We start from the raw sequence: 18185 nt of genomic DNA, 5'->3' as shown, positions 1-18185 counted from the left end.
TCGATGCGCATCGACGAGGCCTTAGCGAAATCGGCAGAGCTGAAATCAGACTCTGCCCGCGTCGATGTCGAGCATCTTCTCTGCTTTGTCCTTCAAAAAGAGCCCAGTTATCTTAGAACTTGGCCGGAAAAAGAGCTGACAGTCGATCAGCTTAGTCAGTTTGATTCACTCTTAGTCGAACGATCACAGGGCGTTCCCGTCGCTCACTTAACGGGGCGACGTGGTTTTTGGTCTTTTGATCTAGAAGTCAATCAACACACGTTAATCCCTCGTCCTGATACCGAAACTTTGGTTGAGTGGGCACTTGAGTTGCCTCTCAATTCGAAAGCATCGGTAGTCGACTTAGGAACAGGAACAGGTGCTATCGCCATCGCGTTGGCGATGGAAAACCCTGCATGGCAAGTGAGTGCTGTGGAGTTCGTTGAAGAGGCCGCTGAGTTGGCAAGACGAAACTCAGTTCGTTTAGGAGCCTCTAATTTAACAGTAGTATCCGGTTCTTGGTTTGAACCTTTGGCCGGTCAATACGATTTAATCGTTTCAAATCCACCCTATATTGATCCTAAAGATACTCATTTAGAGGAGGGTGATGTCCGCTTTGAGCCCCTAACGGCACTGACTGCCGAGGATGAAGGGCTTGCCGATCTCTTCTATATTATTGAGACAGCTCCAGCCTATTTGAAGGGTGATGGTTGGCTGCTATTAGAGCATGGCTATGATCAAGCGGGGCAGGTGGTTAATAAACTTAAACAGGTTGGGTTTGAAGAGGTTGAAACGCGGCAAGATTATGGGGGTAATCCCAGAATTACCGGTGGTTGTTGGAGAGTCTGATGTTAAATGATGAACAGTTATTGCAATACAGCCGACACCTTTTGTTGCCGGAAGTCGATGCGGCCGGTCAAGAGGCTTGGTTAAACGCCAAAGTGTTGATTGTTGGCTTGGGTGGATTAGGCAGCCCAGTTGCGCTCTATTTAGCTTCGGCAGGTGTGGGTGATTTGGTACTGGCGGATGATGATCGTGTCGAGCTAAGTAATCTTCAACGTCAGGTGATCCATACGCATCAACGATTGGGTGAGTTTAAAGTGGAGTCGGCTCAAGCTCAGATAGCCGCTATCAATCCCAATACCCAGGTCAGCGTTATTACAGAGCGATTAGACGGTGAGTTGTTGCAACGCACCGTCAGCAGTGTGGATCTGGTCGTTGATTGTACCGATAACTTCCAAACCCGCCATGCCCTAAATCGAGTCTGTTTTGAGGCTAGTAAGCCGCTGGTCTCAGGTGCAGCGATTCGTTTTGAAGGGCAGGTCAGTGTTTATGATCCCCGCCACCCTGAAACCCCTTGCTATCAGTGCCTCTATCCTGCGGATGCCAATGTTGATCAAAACTGTTCAACCTCTGGCGTGTTTGCGCCTCTTGTTGGTATGGTCGGTACGATTCAAGCAGCGGAAGCACTTAAGGTGTTGGCTAATATCGGCGAGGTTTTAGAAGGGCGGTTGCTGCTTATTGATGCCAAGACGATGCAATTTCAAACGTTGAAGTTATCTAAGCGAGCAACTTGTGAGGTCTGTGGTTAAATCTTAGTGGGATTTAAAGCCAACTGTCTCTCAATGTTTTGTCAGCTACAATGCGGCTGGCGTAGCTTTGAAAGGTTTCAGAGGCTTCTGTTAACTGTTGCTCGTTCAGTCTGACACCGGACTCAATCAAAAACTTCATCAGCTCTCTATCTTCATTTTTAATTGCGAACACAATCGCTTCAGTCGCACCGTTGAGGTCACAGCCATGTTGTGACACTAGGCTGAGCAGGGCCATTCGATCACTCTCCCTATTGTTTACAATAAACCTACTCAGCTGATTGATTTGCTGGTTGGAGATGCGATTTAACCCCTCTCTTAGTAACACTCTTAGGGTCTTGATCGGCTGTTCAGTGGTGCAGGCTAATAGCCCGTAATTGAGCAATTTTTCAGTATCAGAGATCTGCAGCTTCTGCAGAAGTGACTCTAGATAGTCAGGTGCGGACTCGTGAATCGCCGCTTCAATGAGCTGTGTGGATGCAGCTGATAGATCAGCAGGGTCGACTCTGTTTAGGATCTCCCTAAAGCCTTTGAGATCCTCTTTGAGAAGAGCCTTTTTGAGTTTATCGATGTTTGATTTAAACAACTTACTCAGCATTGATGCCAAACATCCAAGAGTCCATGGCGATAGCGCTGTGTCGGACTTCGTCGTTCATATGTTTCAGATTGACCCACTCATCACCGGCCGCACCCAGTGCAAAGTAGAGCGGGATAAGGTGTTCATCAGTGGGGTGGGCGGCTTGTGCATAAGGGGCCACTGAACGGTAGTTCAGTAGAGTGGCCAGTTCACGTTTTTCCAGTCGAGTTTTTAGCCAGTCGGTAAACATGCTTACGTACTCAGGCTGCCCAGGTTGGCGAACATCTCTTAGATTGTGGGTTGTGCTGCCGGATCCAATGACGAGCACTCCCTCTTGTCTTAAGGAACGCAGTGCATACCCCATCTTGTAGAGTGATTCAGGCGTGCTCGTTCTTGGCATCGAGAGTGCTACAACCGGAACATCTGCGTCTGGATAGAGATGTCTAAGCGGGGCCCAGACTCCGTGATCTAAGCCGCGTTGTGCATCCAACTCCACTTCATAACCGGCAAAGGTGAGTAGTGACTGGGCATAAATCGCCAACTCTAAATCCCCTTTGGCAGGGTATTGAATGGCAAACAGCTCATCAGGGAAACCGTAAAAGTCATGAATGGTTTCAGGCTGGAGTGATGAGGTCAGTTTAATCCCGCCAGTAAACCAGTGTGGCGACATGATGAGTATCGCTTTGGGTTGCGGGTATTTTGCTAGCTCATCAAGGCGCTGTTGTTCAGATTCCCCGAACACTAATGCATCAAGCGGTGAGCCGTGGCTCAAATAGAAAGAGGGTAGTGCTTGTTTCATCAGTCGTTTGGATCCAGTCCCGTTGTCTTACGGCGCATCATTGGTGCATTGCCATCGCCTAATGCAGCAGCTGCTGGTTGACGACGCTTGCCGATATCCTTCTTATCGCGAGCGCGCTGTTTAACCTTAGGCTTATCGCTGCTCTTACGTTTATCAGACTCTTTGCGCTTTTTAGTACCCGCTGCGCGGCCGTTCTTACGAACTTTTTCAGGCCCCTTGTAGTGACCTTTCAGTCCCGCAATGGATCGCATCTCAAACGTCACTTTAAGGTAGCGCTGGATGGTCGCGGATAGGTTCCACTCGTTCGACATGATCAGGTTGATAGCCAAGCCTTTGCGACCCTGTCGACCACTGCGGCCGATACGGTGAACGTACTCATCACCCTTACGCGCCATATCAAAGTTGATGACGAGGTCGACACCTTCAATGTCCAATCCACGTGCTGCAACATCGGTTGCGATTAGGTGGTTGATGCGGCCATCTCTGAATAGCTGCAGAATACGCTTACGCTCGGGCTGCTCCATCTCGCCATGAAGAATGCCAATGCGACGACCTTCACGTTGTAATTTAGTACCAAGCTGCTCTGCAAAGGCACGGGTATTACAGAAGATAATCCCTTTCTCATGCTCTTCGTTATCTAGCAGCCAAAGTAGTATCTTCTCTTTGTGACCAGGGTGATCAGCTAGGATCATCTGCTGTGTGATCGTCTCAACAGCATCTTGTGCAGTCGCAAGCTGCAATCGAACTGGCTCTTTAAGACCAACATTGATGAGGCTTTGCAGTTTGCTGTGGTTGAGCGTTGCAGAGAGCAGAAGCGTCTGACGCTGTGCAGGGCAGGCATCAATAATAAAGCTCATCTCATCTTTAAAGCCCATGTCGAGCATGCGATCGGCTTCATCAAGAACAAGGTACTCAAGATCATCAAAATCGAGGGTGTTGCGCTCAAGGTGCTCTTTCAAACGACCTGGTGTGCCTACTAAAATTTCTGGGTTTTTACGTAGACGAGCGACCTGGTTTGACCAGTTTTCACCGCCACACACGCTCTGAACCTGAATTTGTGTAAATGCCGCTAGCTCTGCACACATGTTTTCGACCTGTTCAGCCAGCTCTCGTGTAGGGGTCAGAATCAGTCCGCGTGTGCCCGAGCGAGGTTTAGGCGTGTCGAGCAGCTTTTGTAGCAGTGGCACAACAAAAGCGAGTGTTTTACCGCTGCCTGTTTCTGCACCAACCAGAAGGTCTTTACCTTCTAACGCGACAGGGATGCTCTCCTGTTGCACTGGGGTGGGTTGAGTAATGCCCATTTGGTCGATCGCTTTTAAGATACGATCACTGATATCGAGTTCGCTAAACACGCAAAGTTCCTACATAAATGAATGGCGCGATTCTATCAGATTAGGCAACAGGGCTCTCTATTTATTGTTGCTATAGGTTTTAAATATGAAGTGATTAGTTTTAATTAATTTTATTAAAATATCTATTTCTCATATTCTAAATCTATCGAAACGAACGAGCTTTACATAAAAGGAGTCAAGCCATGATGAATCGAGAAGGACAAACAGTCCCACAGGTTACATTTCCAATTCGTGAAAGTAACGAGTGGGCTAAAGTCACTACAGATGATCTTTTCAAGGGTAAAACGGTCATTGTGTTTGCATTACCCGGAGCATTTACACCGACCTGTTCAAGCACCCATTTGCCTCGCTATAACGAATTGGCTCCTGTCTTCGCCAAAGAGGGTGTGGATAGCATCATCTGCCTATCAGTGAATGATCCATTTGTGATGGATGCCTGGGCTGGTGATCAGGGTGCAGAGAATATCTACATGCTTCCTGATGGTAATGGCGAGTTTACCGACGGCATGGGTATGTTGGTTGATAAAGCGGATCTTGGCTTTGGTAAGCGCAGCTGGCGCTACTCGATGCTGGTTAAAGATGGCGTCATTGAGAAGATGTTCATCGAACCGGATGTGCCAGGTGACCCATTCCAAGTGTCCGATGCCGACACAATGTTGAACTACATCAACGCCAATGCGGAGCAGCCTAAACGCGTCACTGTGTTTACCAAACCAGGATGCCCGCACTGTACGCGTGCTAAGAAAGCATTGAGTGAGGCTGGTTTCAGCTACGAAGAGATCAACCTAGGTGCGAAAGGACTAAGTTACTCGACACTAGCCGCTGTAACTGGTCAGGGAACAACACCGCAGGTATTCATTGATGGTCAGCGAGTCGGTGGAGCTGACGATCTAGAGGCTTGGTTGGCTAATCGTTAACTGTCTTACTCTTTGCTAGCCACTCAGCTCATCAGAGCTGAGTGGCTGTTTTTTATGAGGAGAGTCCCAACTCCAACTCAGCCCCTTCAACCTGTTGCTCGATAGAGAGTGCGTTGTTGTAGAAAACTCTTAAGAATCGATCATGCTGCGTTTTTTCTACGATGCATGCCTGTTTAGCAGCTACAGCAGGGTTTGTGGTTTTGGAGATAAAGTGAATATCTCCAAAGGCGTAAGGCAGTGCGGTTCCACAGGCTGCAACTGCATCATTGAATATAGATATGCTGGTTTCAGAGCCCGGAGTGCTATTAATCGGGGCAATAATCAACATGACGCTTCGGTCTGTTAATACCCCAAAATGAATCACCTTTGCGCGGGCTTCGATTTGTCTGTTGCCGAGTTGTCCTTTAACGATCTGTTCTCTGCCATCCGCCATCAAAAGTCGCATCGGTTTGGATTTTAGATTGGGAGCAGCTATGAATTGCTTTTGATCTGTAACCCATGTGAACCAGCCATCTTTCTCGGCATAAAATTTAGAGGCTAGTTGAACATCCTCGGCCATTTCTAAATTGCGTTTGCGATTTCGCTCTTTTTCAGCCTCTCGTTTCGCTAACTGCTGTTGTGCAATGCTCAGCTTAGGTTTTAAAAACTCGGCATCGACTGGGTATCGGTGCATTCCCTCTTGATAGGTTTGTGACTCAATGTTAATTCGTTCAACAGAACCGGTTCCATTGGGTTTTTGTGGTGCTGACTGACACCCTGCCAGCATAGCGGTAACGACCGCCAGATAAGCTAGCTTCATAGATATATCCTGTCAGTAACTCGTTTTAGGTTTGGCTCAAAAAATACGCGTTCCGCGATTTCGTCGTGCTCAAGGCCAAGTGTGTGCTCTAGTGCAGCTGCACACAGACTTCGTGAATCCAAAGTAGCCATCAGGTCGCGTCGCTCAAATAGGTCACTCTTTGCCAATCCGGGCCAGTCAGCCAATACCGCACCACCATTAACAGCGCCACCCCCAATAAACATACAGGTGCCGTAGCCATGGTCAGAGCCGCTGCTGCCATTCACTTTGACGGTTCGGCCAAACTCGGTGAGAGTAATAAATGTCGTGTTATCCCAAGCCTCACCGAGTGAATCTTTTAATGAACTGATGCATAGATCTAGCTCAGTTAGCTTAGATCCTAAACGAGATCCTTGTCCTGCATGAGTGTCATACCCCCCTAGTCGAATCATTGCGGCGATGGGGCCATCCTTTTGTGATAGTGCTTTGCCGGCTTCTCGCGCTAATGCATTCGGACTTCGATCATTGGATTGGTAAGTGTTTTTAGTCACCCTAGCAATCAGTTTTTCATTGGTGGTTTGCCACTGCTCTGATAGACCTGAGTGAATTCTTTTTAAGAGATCGGAAGAGGGGTTGTAGGCACCCTTTACATGAGCCGGATAGTAGTTGTCGATGCTAGTCGTTCCTCTGAGTAGAAGAGGGGTGTCCAAGCTCATCGCCCGTCCACCGTAGTTGACTAAATCTAAGCCTCGACCTATCCAGCCAGTACTCTCTGTAAAAGGAGCTTTGCCAGCGCCCTGTATGAAGTTTTGTCCCTCAAAATGGGAACGTTTGGTGTAAGGGAAATTGGTTGCATGGACTCCAAGTATGTCCTGACTCAGCATCAGTTTGTGCGTGTTTCGAAGCGATGGGTCCAATGCCCAGTGACTATTGAGATCTAGAAGTGAGGTAGGTAACAACGATTCCCTGTGGCTCTCCAGTGCACCTTCCGCTTTGGGTATCAATGCACTTAGGCCATCTAGACCACCCTCTAAGAAGAAGACAACTAAGCGTCGATTTGGGTTGTTGGAGCGTGCCCAGGTTGGAACAGACGCAAGTGCTAATGAACCGCCTGATAATTTCAAAAAGTCTCTACGTTTCAAATTACACCTCCATCATCCAGCGGTTCACAGTTAATGCAATGAATTGCTCATGCCCCTGACCAAATTCCATCACCTTTGATTGGTAGCTCAGAGGAACCTGTAGGTGATCCATAATCTCTTCAGGTTTGGCGGTAACAAAAGCTCTGTTCCAGACGGATTGAGCAAATCGCACACGCCTATCAAGGTGCTCTAGGCTTATCCACTCTCTAGATTTGAGAGGGAAGCCATTGGGCTGACGCTCTTCCCAAAAACTGTTGCCGAGCTCCCGCATCGGCTTAACCACCTCACGCCCCATCTGCCAAGAGGTAATGTCTTGGTGACTATCAAAATAGTGTGCATCAGCGGCTCTTACTATGTTGAATAGCCAATGGCTTGGCCACAGGACTTTGTTTTCTCCCTCACTCCAGGCGAGCTCTAAAAGTGTTGTATGAACTGCGAGTAAGTTGCCATTGGAGTTTTTCCAGCTACTTTCTAGGGCTTGTGTGACCTTTTTACTGGGATTGTCACTGATGAAGTGCAGTGCAAGTTTGTGGCATATGTATTCTCGCGTTTTATCCAGTGCGGCAAGGTCATTGGTAAACTCTTTAAGTGCAGAGCTGCCACGACCATATTTTTTACCCATTACCACTTTGGTACCGGTATCGGCACGCTTTCGAATGTACGGGTAATCTGCACTTTTCCAATCTTGATAGGCCCAGCGTGGATTAAAAGCATAGTCTCCCCATCCGGCCAGTATTCTTGCTGCGTTGTGAATGTCCTCTTCGGTGTAACCCTGAGCAGGAGAGCAGCTATGAAGCTCCATGATCTCACGAGCTAAATTGTCATTGAGTCCGACCTGTTTGCCCTTCTGCCTTCGATGACGTCCCTGCTCAGAATTGGGTGAAACGTTATCGACATTGTCGAGATAGCGTAGCATCGAGTAGTGCGTGGTTGCTTCGTAGAGTAGATCAGCAAAGCTACCGTTCAAATTTTTTAGAATACGATGCTCGTAAAAATCACCGGCTGTGTAAAAAGAGTCGTACGAGCCAATGGTGAAATGGTTGAACCAGAAGTGCCCAAGACGCTGTCTAACGGGGTCTTCACCGTATGCTCCATAGTGGTTAAATTTAGCTGCATCAAACCACCTTAGGTCATACTTGAATTGAGCCTCATCCAACTTTTGCCTTAAAAGTCGCTCCTCATTTGCATGCTGTTTTCGAAGTGACTCCCTTGCTTCGTCCCAACGCCATACATTGATTAAGCGCTCTTTTAATCCTGGATCTAAATGAGCAGGCCACTCTTCATAGACTGGATCTGTACTCCGATTAGCAGCCGGCGATTTAAGTGGTTTGTTATAACTCAGTTGATCAATTGCCCAATTAACGGGGTCGTTGGGAATTGAGTTGCCGAGGCGAGGGATAAGCCCGACCCGCATTGTGTAGTTTAGTTCTGGTGACTTGGCAGACATAGTCGATCGCTCTTTTAATGAAACTTTAGATTAGTACATTTTCTGAGAAATAAAAGTCGAAAAAAACTATTACTCACTCTAGCCTAATAGACGGGTCAGACGACTGATGGTTACAATGCTTGTTCAGTCTAGATAGGTGGGTTATGCAGCGAACAGTTGTGATTACAGGTGGTGCTTCGGGGATAGGTTTGGCGATTGCTGAGCGCTTTGCTGAGCTGGGCGATAGGGTCTTTAACCTCGACATCAGTGAAGGCTCCGTTGGCGAGACGTTGATCTGTGATGTGACGGATCATCAAGCGGTAACAAACGCGGTTGATCAGATTGCCGATCAATACGGCATCGATGTGGTCGTATCCAATGCGGGGCGTCATCTATCAGCTAATATTGAACAGACGAGCGAAGCGGATTTCGTTGCGATGTTTGATCTGAACGTGAAGGGCGCCTTCTCCCTGGTGCAGGCTTCTGTTCCGCACATGAAGGAGCAGGGCGGTTCGATCATTTTTATCGGTTCAGATCAATCGTCAGTGGCTAAGTCGAACTCTTGTGCTTACAACATGACTAAGCACGCTCTGGCTTCACTCGCCAAAACCACTGCAATCGATTACGCCCAGTTTAATATCCGCTCCAATATTGTCTGCCCAGGTACAATAGAGACGCCGCTCTACACCAAAGCGGTTGAGGTCTATTGTGCTCGCTCAGGTTCAGATCTCAATGAGGTGCATCAGGCAGAGGCCAATGAGCAGCCTATCGGGCGCATTGGACAACCTAATGAGGTGGCCGCGATGGTGGCTTACTTGGCCAGTGATGAGGCGGGTTTTGTCACCGGTGCCATGCTGCCGATTGATGGTGGATACACTGCACGCTAATGATCAATATTACTGATCCGCACCTGCATCTGTTTAATCTTTCACAGGGTGAGTATGGTTGGCTTCAGCCTAATCAAGGGCCTAATTGGCCTGATAAATCAGCCTTGCTTCGTAATTTTACTGAGTCAGATATACGTCTATCTGAACCAATGCGCTTGGCGGGTTATACACACATTGAAGCGGGTTTTAGTAATGATCAATCCTGGCTTGAGATCGATTGGATTGAATCACAGGCCAGCCTCCCTGTTCGAACGATAGGCTGTGTAGATCTTTGTCGTTCACAGTCTGAGTTCAGAAACGCTATTTCAGAGCTAACCGAGCGCTCATCCATGGTGGGGGTGCGTCATATCTTTGATGATCAGTTAGATTTGATCATTAGCCACCCTAACACCCTGTCTAATCTTAAAATCCTAGAGTCGGCCGGACTGCTCTTTGAGCTGCAATTTGATGCTACGGATGAAGTGGCTGTCGATAAGGTCGTAGTGCTTTTCAAACAGCTACCTAATCTGACGGTGGTTTTGAATCACCAAGGCTTTGGTTCAGCCGCGTTCTCTAGCGAGCAAAAGCACCATTGGCTAACCGGTTTAACGAAGCTTGCTGAGCTGCCAAACCTGTACGTTAAGTGTTCAGGGTTCGAGATGTTGGATAGAGCATTTACTGCACAGACACTTCAACAGACGCTTGAGCAGCTTGTGACTCTTTTTGGTCAGAGTAGGGTGATGGTGGCGTCTAATTTCCCGCTGATAACCCTCTCTATGAGCTATGAGGCCTATTGGTTGTTGGTTGTTGAATCTGTGCGTAAATCGGGATTGGATTTAGAGCGGTTGGTAGATCTCAACGCGCGTGAGATCTACCGTTTCTAGCTTCTTCCGGGATTATTTAACCTTCACGTTGGGTGAGCGGTAGACAATCTCATCATTTAGCTCAATACCGATGCCTGGAAGATCCGGTACGCTGAACTTGCCGTTCACTGGCTGATAATCCTGAATACAGAGTTCGCGGTTCCAAGACTTGATGGCATAGGTATGGTGCTCATGTATTAGGAAGTTAGGTATCGCTGCTTCCAGTTGCAGTGACGCGGCGGTTGCTACGGGTCCGCCACACACGTGGGCTTGAATGCGAATGTCGTAGACATCGGCGTAGTCACACACCTTCTTAGCTTCAGTGAAGCCGCCACAAAGGCCGACGTCGGGTTGTAGTACATCGATCGATTGATCTTCAAAGTACTGACGAACATCCCAGCGGTGATATAGGCGCTCACCCCCTGCGATGGGCACGTTAACACCGTCGGATACTTTTTTGTGCACTTTAGAGTTGAGGTAGTTCACAGGCTCTTCGTACATCATGCAGCCCACCTCTTCGATCACTTTACCCATCTGGATGGCCGATGCGGCACCCATTAAAGAGTGTGATTCGAAGATAATGTCGACTTCGTCACCGACTTCGTTACGAATGGCACGCAGGCGATCTCCAAACAGCTTCATCTGCGCAGGTGTAAAGAGCTTGGTGCGGTCAAAGCTTGAATCACCGTTAGCATCGTAGACGATCGGATCGACTTTAACGGCATCGTAGCCTTCTGCCATCGCCTTTGAGGCTGCACGGGCGTAATCAGCAGGCGTTAGCATCTTGGTGCAATCTTTATCCCAGTCGAACTGCAGTTGGCTGGCATAGGTGCGCAGGTTGTCATTGGTCTTGCCACCTAACAGTTGGTAGACAGGGAGTCCGAGTGCTTTACCTTTGATATCCCACAGTGCTGTGTCGATGGCACTCATCGCCGAATATAGAACAGGGCCTCCACCAAGTCCCCAGAAGCTCTCGCGTAGCATGCGTGACCATAAAAGCTCTGTCTTAAACGGATCAAAGCCGATCAGCACCGCTTCGGCGATCTCTTTAATCATTGCGGCCGCTGCACTGTGTCCCCAGTCGTAGGCGAGGCCCGCTTCACCGAGGCCGTGAATGCCTTCATCGGTATGAATGCGGACAAAGACAGGGTTCCAGGGTGGACGCTCTGGACAGTGGATATCAAAAATCTCTACTTCGGTGATTTTCATTGCTTAAACTCTAATAATTATTGATCAAATTCTGGGTAAGCTTGTTTAACTTTTCGTAGCATCGCTGGCCAAGCTTTTTGGCCACCCGTTGTTCCGGTGTGTACGACATTGGCCTGGGCTTTGATGCCATCAATCACACTTTGTGGAACAGGAACAATATCAGTCGCGTTATGCTGCATTTTGACCTGCACTTCACAGGCCATAATCAGGTCGTACATGTGCATGAAAGCGTCGCCAATGGTTTTGCCCATGGTCAGCGCACCATGATTTCTCAACATGAAGAAGTTGGCAGTGCCAAGATCATCCTGAAGACGCTTGATCTCTTCTGGGTTTACCGCCAGACCTTCGTACTCGTGGTAGGCAATGCTGGCTAATGCAAAGGCTGAGTACTGACTTAATGGCAGTAGTCCCTCTTTGCGAGTCGCAACCGCAATCAGATCAGGGTGATGCAGGTGAAATGCGCACTGGTCTTCGTGGCGTGCGAGGTGCACCGCGCTGTGAATGGTAAAACCCGCAGGGTTAATGTCATACGGAAAGTCCGGATCGATTTTATTGCCATCAATGTCGATCTTGACCAGATTGGAAGCGGTTACCTCATCGAATCGTAGGCCGAACGGGTTGATCAGTAGCTCTTCGGTACCGGGGATACGTGCCGAGATGTGGGTATAGATAAGATCATCCCAACCATGCAGTACGACCAGTCGGTAGGCTGCAGCTAAATCGATGCGTGTTTGCCACTCGATATCAGATACTTTGCCCCGAAGATTGACCTTAGGAATGTTGTACATAGCGTTACTCAATGTAGAAATTGTTAGTCGAATCCTATCACAGGGCGGTCGCTGCAAGTACTGACATTCATCACAATTCGCTAAGGCGTTTGTTGGAAGATTTCCGATTTATGTCGCTTGTCTGATCAATCCTTGAACAAACTGATCATTGGGTGATCAAAAAAGAACTTTTTTTCACTTTTTTGTGAATTTTTTGTGGCTAATGGTTGACAGAAAAACTGAGGACGGTAACATCTGCGCCCATCCTAACGGAGGGATGGCTGAGTGGTCGAAAGCACCGGTCTTGAAAACCGACGAGTCGAGAGGCTCCCAGGGTTCGAATCCCTGTCCCTCCGCCATTAGGATGTCCAAGGTTTATTCCTCGATAGCTCAGTTGGTAGAGCAGTAGACTGTTAATCTATTGGTCGCTGGTTCGAGTCCAGCTCGAGGAGCCAAACCGAGATTTGAAGTGGGTCGTTAGCTCAGTTGGTAGAGCAGTTGACTTTTAATCAATTGGTCATAGGTTCGAATCCTATACGACCCACCATTCTCACAAATCTCACATTACCTGTTCAGGGTCGTTAGCTCAGTTGGTAGAGCAGTTGACTTTTAATCAATTGGTCATAGGTTCGAATCCTATACGACCCACCATTTCTTGCTACTCATATCGTATCGCCAATATCTCATACCAGAGTGTTCTTCCGTCTGGTGTATTGTGTTCTATCTCTTCGCCCAGTTGACGCTTTAGCAGTTTTTTCGACAGTGGGGCGTCAACGCTGATGTAACCTAGTTTAGGGTTGATCTCATCGGCTCCGACAATTCGGTACTCAATCTCGTTATCCTCTTCATCAACTAGGGTCACCCAGGCACCAAAGAAGACGGTATCGCGTTGCTCTGGTAGATGCTCGACCACTTTAAAGTGATCCATACGTTTAGCGAGGTATCGAACGCGCCTATCGATCTCTCTGAGCTCTTTTTTACGATAGATGTACTCGGCATTCTCTGAGCAGATCGCCCTCTGCAGCAGCCTCTTTGAGGGCTTGTGTGACCTCAGGACGTCGGACCTTCCAAAGATGTTTAAGCTCTGCATTCAAGCGCTCATACCCCTCTTTGGTAATGTAGGGGGAGCTCTTCTCTGCAGGGGGTCGCCAACGGCCCACTAGAGCCAGCCTTTGCGCTTAAGTAGGTAGACCAGTAAGCCGGTCGTACCCGATAGAGCCGCTAGGAAAATGAAAAACGCTGAACTGTTGTCAGCACCGGGTATACCACCAAGATTTACTCCGAGTAGACCGGTTAAAAATCCTAAGGGTAGAAAGAGTCCGGAGATGATGGCGAGAAGGTATAGACGCTCATTCAGTTGCTCTGACAGCTGGGCCATGATGCTATCTTGTGCCGCACCTGCGCGTTCTCGCAACATGTCTAGATCTTCTATATGACGAGTGAGGTGGTCATTCGTCTCAAACAGCGAGGCGCGATGATCGTCATTGAGAAGAGTGCTCTTAGAGGCTATCAATTGTGTCAGAGCCTCTTTTTGTGGGCCTAAATAACGTTTGAGTCGAGCGTTAGTCGTACGCATCTCGGCTAGCGGTTCACGCAGGCTCTTTGAGCCCTGTTGCTCCAGTTGCTCTTCAAGGGACTCAAGCCGCACATCTAACTCTTCTACTAAACGACCAATACGTTCTGTCAGGCCGTCTGCCAACTCTGTGATCAGATCCGAGAGGGTGTGTGGACCTTTGCCCTGTTGGAGCTGTTCAACCAGTTGTGTCACAGATTGTAGGCGACGCTTGCGTGTCGTGATGAGACAATTCTGTTTAAGAAGAAGGCGTATAGAGACCATGTCTTCAGGGTCAGAATTGACGTTTAAGTTGACCCCTCGCAATGCGATGAGCAGTTCATCATCGAGTCTGGTTGTTCTTGGACGAACCTTATCAGCTAGAAGGGTATCGATCGCTGATTGCGATAGACCTGAGTGCTCCTCTAGCCAGGTGTGGCTCTCTTTTTCGGTGTAGTCCAAATGTATCCAAACTTCACCGTCAAGCTCACTCCGCTGAGAGATCTGTTCAGAATTCAGTGCAATAGCACCGCCCTGACCATCTAGCAAAAGAGCGTGGAGTAGTGCAGGCTGTTTTAGTTCGTATTCCATACAATTTTCTCCTCGACCCCCTGGTGGACTTTATACCACTCATCGGGCTCATCTCCCTCTTGCCAGCCGGAGGCGATACAGCGAGTTTGAGTCTCCATCTCTTTCGCGATTTGATGCGCACATTCGAGATCGGTTGCCCAGGGTGTCTCGCTGCTATCAAACCAAACAGAGCTCCACGCTTTGCCGATCACACGCTGTTGAATCAAGACCGGGATTTCTACATCGCCGATGAAGAGCGTAGATTTTATCGACTCTTTAGTGCTCTTATCGGTTGTCAGGGGGCCGAGTGTTTGGACCCACTCTAGGATCTGTTGGGCTGTGCGCTCTTTGACGTAGACCTCGATGTCGGGGTGGCGTTGCTCGCTCATCACTGTTCCTTAACGCGAATGACAGGGTATAGGGGTAATTTAGGCGCTTTTCTTGAAAACTGCGAGATGAATATCCACTTCGGTCGTGAATTGTTGATAATCAGCCAGCTGTTTTGCTGCGCGTTGGCCGTGGGGGGTCATCATAAATAGGTTATGCAGTGCGTCGCGTGAGGTGAGTTCAATCTCAAAATGAACACGTCGCTCATCAATGCGTTCGAACTGTGTACCTAAAGCGCTTTCGGGTGAAGAGTCGGTTTCTCGCACCTCATCGTAGATCGCTTCGCGCAGTGAGTAGAGGTGGCGCTCGCCTGGATAGGCAATGATTAAGTGTCCATCTTCTTTCAGGGCGTTTGCGATAGGCTCGCCGAGTATGCGGCTGAATACGATGACAGCGAGATCTAAGCTGTGATTCTCTGTTGGGATGTTAGCTGATGATCCAACCACCCAGGTGATTGACTTCGAGCGTTTGCAGGCCGCTTTGATGGCGTGTTTGGAAATATCTAAGCCTAGAATCTCGGCCTGATCTAAGGTGTTTTGCAGTGCGAGGGTGTAGTAGCCTTCGCCGCAGCCTAAATCGATAACGCTTGGGTGGGTGTCAGTATATTGCCGAGCTAGTTCGTTCAAAGTGTCTGAGACTGGGGCGTAATAGCCGGCATTCAAGAAGTCACTTCGCGCAGCAATCATCTCGGGGTTGTCACCAGGATCCTTACTGCGTTTGTTTTGCACTAAAAGCAGGTTCCAGTAGCCTTGTTTGGCTCGATCAAAGCTGTGATTGTTATCACATCGGAGCGTTTTCTTTTGCTCGTTGAGTGATAGTCGCTCCTGACAGACAGGGCAGATCAGCTCCATGTTAGGCGTCAGTCAACAGGTTGATCATGACCTGTTCATAAATCTCGGAGAGGGTGTCTAGATCGGCGACAGAAACGTTTTCATCAATCTTATGAATGGTGGCATTAACAGGACCTAGCTCAACCACCTGTGCACCTGTCGGAGCGATAAAGCGACCGTCTGATGTACCACCGCTTGTTGACAGTTCGGTCTCTCGGCCTGTGACCGATCGAATGGCATCACGAGCCGCATCGACTAGATCACCGGCTGCCGTTAGGAAAGGCTGACCCGATAGGTTCCACTCAATCTCATACTGAACATTGTGCTTCTCTAGAATCGATTCAACACGCGTTCGCAGTTCAGTGTCAGTCACCTCGGTTGAGAAACGAAAATTAAACTTCACTTCGACTTCGCCAGGTACAACGTTGGTCGCACCGGTGCCTGCGTTGATATTAGAGACTTGAAAACTGGTGGGTGGGAAGAAGTCGTTGCCCTGATCCCACTCAGTTTGTGACAGTTCGGCTAATGCTGGCGCGAATTCGTGAATGGGGTTGCGCACCAGATGAGGGTAGGCGACATGGCCTTGAACCCCTTTCACTTTCAGGGTGGCGCCAAGCGATCCGCGACGACCGTTCTTGATGACATCGCCAACCAAGGTTGTGCTCGATGGCTCGCCCACAATTGCCCAGGTGATCTTCTCGTTGCGAGCTTCCAAGGTATCAATGACTCGCGTTGTGCCATTGACGTAGGGACCCTCTTCATCACTGGTGATCAGAAGAGCGATAGAGCCTTTATGATCCGGATGTTTAGCAACGAATCGATCCAGTGCCGTCATAAAGGCAGCGATACTGCCTTTCATATCAGCCGCGCCGCGCCCGTGCAGCTGACCATCAATGATGGTCGGTTCAAAGGGTGGAGTTTTCCAGCGCTCAATAGGGCCGGTTGGCACAACATCAGTGTGTCCTGCGAAACAGAGTACAGGACCCTCTTGGTTTCGACGTGCCCAGAAGTTGGTCACCTCTTCAAACGGCATATGATCGATAGTGAAGCCCAGCGCTTCAAGGCGCTCACACATCATTGCTTGGCAACCTGCGTCCTCTGGGGTAACAGAAGGGCGGCTGATTAGATCGCAAGCAAGTTCGAGAGTGGCGGAGCGCTGAGTCATCTTCTATCTACCTTTGTCTTTCAGGATTAGTTGTGAGCGTGTAGCTCTTCATTCAACTCAATTGCTGACTTGTTTGTTTTAACTTCGATACGGCCGTTTTGTGAGTTACGACGGAACAGTAGATCCGACTTGCCAGCCAGTTCAGACGCTTTAACCGTGGTTACTTCGTTGTTTTGGTCATCAAGAATGGTCACTTTCGAGCCGCCTGTTACATAGAGGCCCGCTTCCAGTGTGCAGCGATCCCCTAGTGGAATGCCTAGACCTGCATTGGCACCTAGCAGTGCGTTCTCACCAACAGAGATGATGACATTGTTGCCGCCAGAGAGAGTGCCCATAGTCGAACAACCACCGCCTAGGTCTGAGCCGTTTCCTACGACGACGCCGGCAGAGATACGACCTTCAACCATGCTGACACCCATAGTGCCTGCGTTGAAGTTGATGAAGCCTTCGTGCATAACAGTGGTGCCTTCACCTACGTGAGCACCTAGGCGGATTCGAGATGCGGCACCGATACGAACACCCGTTGGCACAACGTAGTTCGCCATCTGTGGGAACTTGTCGACTGAGTGAACGTGAAGCATGCGACCCTGTGCACGAGCGGCTAGCTGGCGCTTAGAGAGCTCATCGACCGCGATTGGACCTTCGTTCGTCCAGGCGATGTTCGGTAGCAGACCAAAGATACCGGTTAGGTTCTGGCCGTGAGGCTTAACGAGACGGTGCGAGATCAATGACAGCTTAAGGTAGACTTCAGCCGTGGTCGTTGGTGCATCGTCAGATTCAAGGATCGTCAAGATGACGGGCTGTGCGGTTCCTTCAAGAACCTCGACAATCTCGGCTTGATCTTCAGCGCCAACGCTCAAAAATGCAGCCTCTAGAGCTTTTAGCTGAGCGGCATCTACCTCGATCGCAGCGTTGCCACCGGTGTAACCCACGGCTTTACCTGCAGCATTAACCAGTGCTGAGTCTGCATTAAGCAGTGGTTGGTTGTAGTAGACCTCTAGCAAGTCGCCAGCCGCTGATTTAGTACCTACACCTAGGCCAAATGCAAAATTAGTCATCTCTATATCCTCGTGTTAAATCGTTAATGCCGATTGAGTATCAGGGGTAAAACCGACCTCAATCTGACCATTGAATTCAAAAATTGGGCGTTTGATCATGCTGGGCTGTTCGCTCATCAAATTGATCAATACAGACTCATCTGTAATCGCTTTTGTGGCATCGTCCAACTTGCGCCAGGTTGTACCGCGTTTGTTTAGGACAACCTCAATACCGGCCGCGTCAACCCACTGCTTAATCTGTTCAACTGTGGGTGGGCTCTTTTTAAAGTCGATGAAGGTAAACTCCATACCCTGCTCAGTGAGCCACTTTCGCGCTTTTTTAACCGTGTCGCAGTTTGAAATGCCGTAAAGGTTCATAG

21 protein-coding genes and 4 tRNA genes are annotated in these 18185 nt (G+C 48.9%); 9 read left to right on the top strand and 16 right to left on the bottom strand.

What is annotated here, in order from left to right:
• The first annotated feature begins 3 nt into the window (after positions 1-3).
• Positions 4-828, top strand: coding sequence for a peptide chain release factor N(5)-glutamine methyltransferase (prmC, locus tag XMD579_RS00465; protein WP_173505629.1), 825 nt, complete (start codon positions 4-6; stop codon positions 826-828).
• Complete coding sequence (locus XMD579_RS00460) at positions 828-1571, top strand: molybdopterin-synthase adenylyltransferase MoeB (RefSeq protein WP_173505628.1); 744 nt, start codon at positions 828-830, stop codon at positions 1569-1571. The genes prmC and XMD579_RS00460 overlap by 1 nt, the downstream gene beginning before the upstream one ends.
• A gap of 13 nt (positions 1572-1584) precedes the next feature.
• On the opposite strand, the gene XMD579_RS00455 is transcribed toward XMD579_RS00460, so the two are convergent.
• From XMD579_RS00455 to XMD579_RS00445, 3 genes are read right to left on the bottom strand one after another with little or no spacing between them, the layout of a single operon-like run.
• A complete protein-coding gene (locus XMD579_RS00455) occupies positions 1585-2166 on the bottom strand; it encodes a hypothetical protein (RefSeq protein WP_173483586.1) in 582 nt (193 codons plus the stop codon).
• On the bottom strand, positions 2156-2944 hold the full coding sequence (locus tag XMD579_RS00450; protein ID WP_173483585.1) for a class III extradiol ring-cleavage dioxygenase: 789 nt from the start codon (positions 2942-2944) through the stop codon (positions 2156-2158). Before XMD579_RS00450 ends, XMD579_RS00455 begins: the two co-directional genes overlap by 11 nt.
• Positions 2944-4296, bottom strand: a complete 1353-nt coding sequence (locus XMD579_RS00445) for a DEAD/DEAH box helicase (protein ID WP_371731499.1) — start codon at positions 4294-4296, stop codon at positions 2944-2946. Before XMD579_RS00445 ends, XMD579_RS00450 begins: the two co-directional genes overlap by 1 nt.
• A gap of 182 nt (positions 4297-4478) precedes the next feature.
• On the opposite strand from XMD579_RS00445, the gene XMD579_RS00440 reads away from it, so the two are divergent.
• Entirely contained in the window at positions 4479-5213 is a 735-nt protein-coding gene (locus tag XMD579_RS00440) for a glutathione peroxidase (RefSeq protein ID WP_173495054.1), read from the top strand.
• A gap of 52 nt (positions 5214-5265) precedes the next feature.
• Here XMD579_RS00440 and XMD579_RS00435 read toward each other — a convergent pair whose 3' ends face one another.
• From XMD579_RS00435 to XMD579_RS00425, 3 genes are read right to left on the bottom strand one after another with little or no spacing between them, the layout of a single operon-like run.
• Entirely contained in the window at positions 5266-6012 is a 747-nt protein-coding gene (locus tag XMD579_RS00435) for a hypothetical protein (RefSeq protein WP_173495055.1), read from the bottom strand.
• Complete coding sequence (locus XMD579_RS00430; protein WP_173495056.1) at positions 6009-7133, bottom strand: DUF1501 domain-containing protein; 1125 nt, start codon at positions 7131-7133, stop codon at positions 6009-6011. Before XMD579_RS00430 ends, XMD579_RS00435 begins: the two co-directional genes overlap by 4 nt.
• A gap of 1 nt (position 7134) precedes the next feature.
• Complete coding sequence (locus tag XMD579_RS00425; RefSeq protein ID WP_173505627.1) at positions 7135-8580, bottom strand: DUF1800 family protein; 1446 nt, start codon at positions 8578-8580, stop codon at positions 7135-7137.
• A gap of 143 nt (positions 8581-8723) precedes the next feature.
• On the opposite strand from XMD579_RS00425, the gene XMD579_RS00420 reads away from it, so the two are divergent.
• Together XMD579_RS00420 and XMD579_RS00415 are read left to right on the top strand one after the other, a co-directional pair.
• Positions 8724-9446 (top strand): SDR family NAD(P)-dependent oxidoreductase, encoded by a 723-nt coding sequence (locus XMD579_RS00420; protein ID WP_173505626.1) that lies wholly within the window; start codon positions 8724-8726, stop codon positions 9444-9446.
• The gene (locus XMD579_RS00415) at positions 9446-10309 is read left to right on the top strand and encodes an amidohydrolase (protein ID WP_173484575.1); all 864 of its coding nucleotides are present in this window, start codon (positions 9446-9448) and stop codon (positions 10307-10309) included. Before XMD579_RS00420 ends, XMD579_RS00415 begins: the two co-directional genes overlap by 1 nt.
• 12 nt (positions 10310-10321) lie before the next feature.
• Here the strand turns inward: XMD579_RS00415 and XMD579_RS00410 are convergent, their stop codons facing one another.
• Both XMD579_RS00410 and XMD579_RS00405 read right to left on the bottom strand, forming a co-directional pair.
• Positions 10322-11497, bottom strand: coding sequence for a mandelate racemase/muconate lactonizing enzyme family protein (locus XMD579_RS00410; RefSeq protein WP_173484574.1), 1176 nt, complete (start codon positions 11495-11497; stop codon positions 10322-10324).
• Between the two features lie 17 nt (positions 11498-11514).
• Positions 11515-12285, bottom strand: coding sequence for a class II aldolase/adducin family protein (locus tag XMD579_RS00405; RefSeq protein WP_173483541.1), 771 nt, complete (start codon positions 12283-12285; stop codon positions 11515-11517).
• A gap of 250 nt (positions 12286-12535) precedes the next feature.
• Here XMD579_RS00405 and XMD579_RS00400 point away from each other — a divergent pair.
• The 4 genes from XMD579_RS00400 (at position 12536) to XMD579_RS00385 (ending at position 12915) form a co-directional block, all read left to right on the top strand.
• Positions 12536-12623: transfer RNA gene (locus tag XMD579_RS00400), tRNA-Ser, on the top strand.
• 20 nt (positions 12624-12643) lie between these two features.
• Positions 12644-12719: transfer RNA gene (locus tag XMD579_RS00395), tRNA-Asn, on the top strand.
• Positions 12720-12735: 16 nt separating this feature from the next.
• Positions 12736-12811, top strand: a tRNA-Lys gene (locus XMD579_RS00390).
• 28 nt (positions 12812-12839) lie between these two features.
• Positions 12840-12915: transfer RNA gene (locus XMD579_RS00385), tRNA-Lys, on the top strand.
• Between the two features lie 7 nt (positions 12916-12922).
• Here the strand turns inward: XMD579_RS00385 and XMD579_RS11480 are convergent.
• From XMD579_RS11480 to XMD579_RS00350, 8 genes are read right to left on the bottom strand one after another with little or no spacing between them, the layout of a single operon-like run.
• Positions 12923-13192, bottom strand: a complete 270-nt coding sequence (locus XMD579_RS11480) for a GreA/GreB family elongation factor (protein ID WP_371815173.1) — start codon at positions 13190-13192, stop codon at positions 12923-12925.
• A gap of 49 nt (positions 13193-13241) precedes the next feature.
• Entirely contained in the window at positions 13242-13424 is a 183-nt protein-coding gene (locus XMD579_RS11475; protein WP_371815161.1) for a hypothetical protein, read from the bottom strand.
• Complete coding sequence (locus XMD579_RS00375; RefSeq protein WP_173484572.1) at positions 13424-14407, bottom strand: zinc transporter ZntB; 984 nt, start codon at positions 14405-14407, stop codon at positions 13424-13426. Before XMD579_RS00375 ends, XMD579_RS11475 begins: the two co-directional genes overlap by 1 nt.
• Complete coding sequence (locus tag XMD579_RS00370) at positions 14392-14775, bottom strand: hypothetical protein (RefSeq protein ID WP_173505625.1); 384 nt, start codon at positions 14773-14775, stop codon at positions 14392-14394. The genes XMD579_RS00375 and XMD579_RS00370 overlap by 16 nt, the downstream gene beginning before the upstream one ends.
• 39 nt (positions 14776-14814) lie before the next feature.
• A complete protein-coding gene (locus tag XMD579_RS00365; RefSeq protein WP_173505624.1) occupies positions 14815-15624 on the bottom strand; it encodes a putative RNA methyltransferase in 810 nt (269 codons plus the stop codon).
• Between the two features lies 1 nt (position 15625).
• Positions 15626-16768, bottom strand: a complete 1143-nt coding sequence (gene dapE, locus XMD579_RS00360; protein WP_173505623.1) for a succinyl-diaminopimelate desuccinylase — start codon at positions 16766-16768, stop codon at positions 15626-15628.
• Positions 16769-16794: 26 nt separating this feature from the next.
• A complete protein-coding gene (gene dapD, locus XMD579_RS00355) occupies positions 16795-17826 on the bottom strand; it encodes a 2,3,4,5-tetrahydropyridine-2,6-dicarboxylate N-succinyltransferase (RefSeq protein WP_173480660.1) in 1032 nt (343 codons plus the stop codon).
• 15 nt (positions 17827-17841) lie between these two features.
• Complete coding sequence (locus XMD579_RS00350; RefSeq protein WP_217364058.1) at positions 17842-18183, bottom strand: arsenate reductase; 342 nt, start codon at positions 18181-18183, stop codon at positions 17842-17844.
• Positions 18184-18185 lie beyond the last annotated feature (2 nt).

Origin of the sequence: Marinobacterium sp. xm-d-579 (assembly GCF_013282935.1) — a bacterium.
Taxonomy (GTDB): domain Bacteria; phylum Pseudomonadota; class Gammaproteobacteria; order Pseudomonadales; family Balneatricaceae; genus Marinobacterium_E.
Note: the sequence above shows the minus strand (reverse complement) of the source record. Positions and strands in the feature narration are given on the sequence as shown.

Excerpts from the sequence above, each read along its gene's own strand:
- XMD579_RS00435 (WP_173495055.1), bottom strand. The coding sequence starts at position 6,012 with ATGAAGCTAGCTTATCTGGCGGTCGTTACCGCTATGCTGGCAGGGTGT.
- XMD579_RS00410 (WP_173484574.1), bottom strand. The coding sequence starts at position 11,497 with ATGAAAATCACCGAAGTAGAGATTTTTGATATCCACTGTCCAGAGCGT.
- XMD579_RS00405 (WP_173483541.1), bottom strand. The coding sequence starts at position 12,285 with ATGTACAACATTCCTAAGGTCAATCTTCGGGGCAAAGTATCTGATATC.
- XMD579_RS00375 (WP_173484572.1), bottom strand. The coding sequence starts at position 14,407 with ATGGAATACGAACTAAAACAGCCTGCACTACTCCACGCTCTTTTGCTA.
- XMD579_RS00350 (WP_217364058.1), bottom strand. The coding sequence starts at position 18,183 with ATGAACCTTTACGGCATTTCAAACTGCGACACGGTTAAAAAAGCGCGA.
- dapE (WP_173505623.1), bottom strand. The coding sequence starts at position 16,768 with ATGACTCAGCGCTCCGCCACTCTCGAACTTGCTTGCGATCTAATCAGC.
- XMD579_RS00415 (WP_173484575.1), top strand. The coding sequence starts at position 9,446 with ATGATCAATATTACTGATCCGCACCTGCATCTGTTTAATCTTTCACAG.
- XMD579_RS11480 (WP_371815173.1), bottom strand. The coding sequence starts at position 13,192 with ATGGATCACTTTAAAGTGGTCGAGCATCTACCAGAGCAACGCGATACC.
- dapD (WP_173480660.1), bottom strand. The coding sequence starts at position 17,826 with ATGACTAATTTTGCATTTGGCCTAGGTGTAGGTACTAAATCAGCGGCT.
- XMD579_RS00425 (WP_173505627.1), bottom strand. The coding sequence starts at position 8,580 with ATGTCTGCCAAGTCACCAGAACTAAACTACACAATGCGGGTCGGGCTT.
- XMD579_RS00370 (WP_173505625.1), bottom strand. The coding sequence starts at position 14,775 with ATGAGCGAGCAACGCCACCCCGACATCGAGGTCTACGTCAAAGAGCGC.
- prmC (WP_173505629.1), top strand. The coding sequence starts at position 4 with ATGCGCATCGACGAGGCCTTAGCGAAATCGGCAGAGCTGAAATCAGAC.
- XMD579_RS00365 (WP_173505624.1), bottom strand. The coding sequence starts at position 15,624 with ATGGAGCTGATCTGCCCTGTCTGTCAGGAGCGACTATCACTCAACGAG.
- XMD579_RS00440 (WP_173495054.1), top strand. The coding sequence starts at position 4,479 with ATGATGAATCGAGAAGGACAAACAGTCCCACAGGTTACATTTCCAATT.
- XMD579_RS00450 (WP_173483585.1), bottom strand. The coding sequence starts at position 2,944 with ATGAAACAAGCACTACCCTCTTTCTATTTGAGCCACGGCTCACCGCTT.
- XMD579_RS00420 (WP_173505626.1), top strand. The coding sequence starts at position 8,724 with ATGCAGCGAACAGTTGTGATTACAGGTGGTGCTTCGGGGATAGGTTTG.
- XMD579_RS00455 (WP_173483586.1), bottom strand. The coding sequence starts at position 2,166 with ATGCTGAGTAAGTTGTTTAAATCAAACATCGATAAACTCAAAAAGGCT.
- XMD579_RS00460 (WP_173505628.1), top strand. The coding sequence starts at position 828 with ATGTTAAATGATGAACAGTTATTGCAATACAGCCGACACCTTTTGTTG.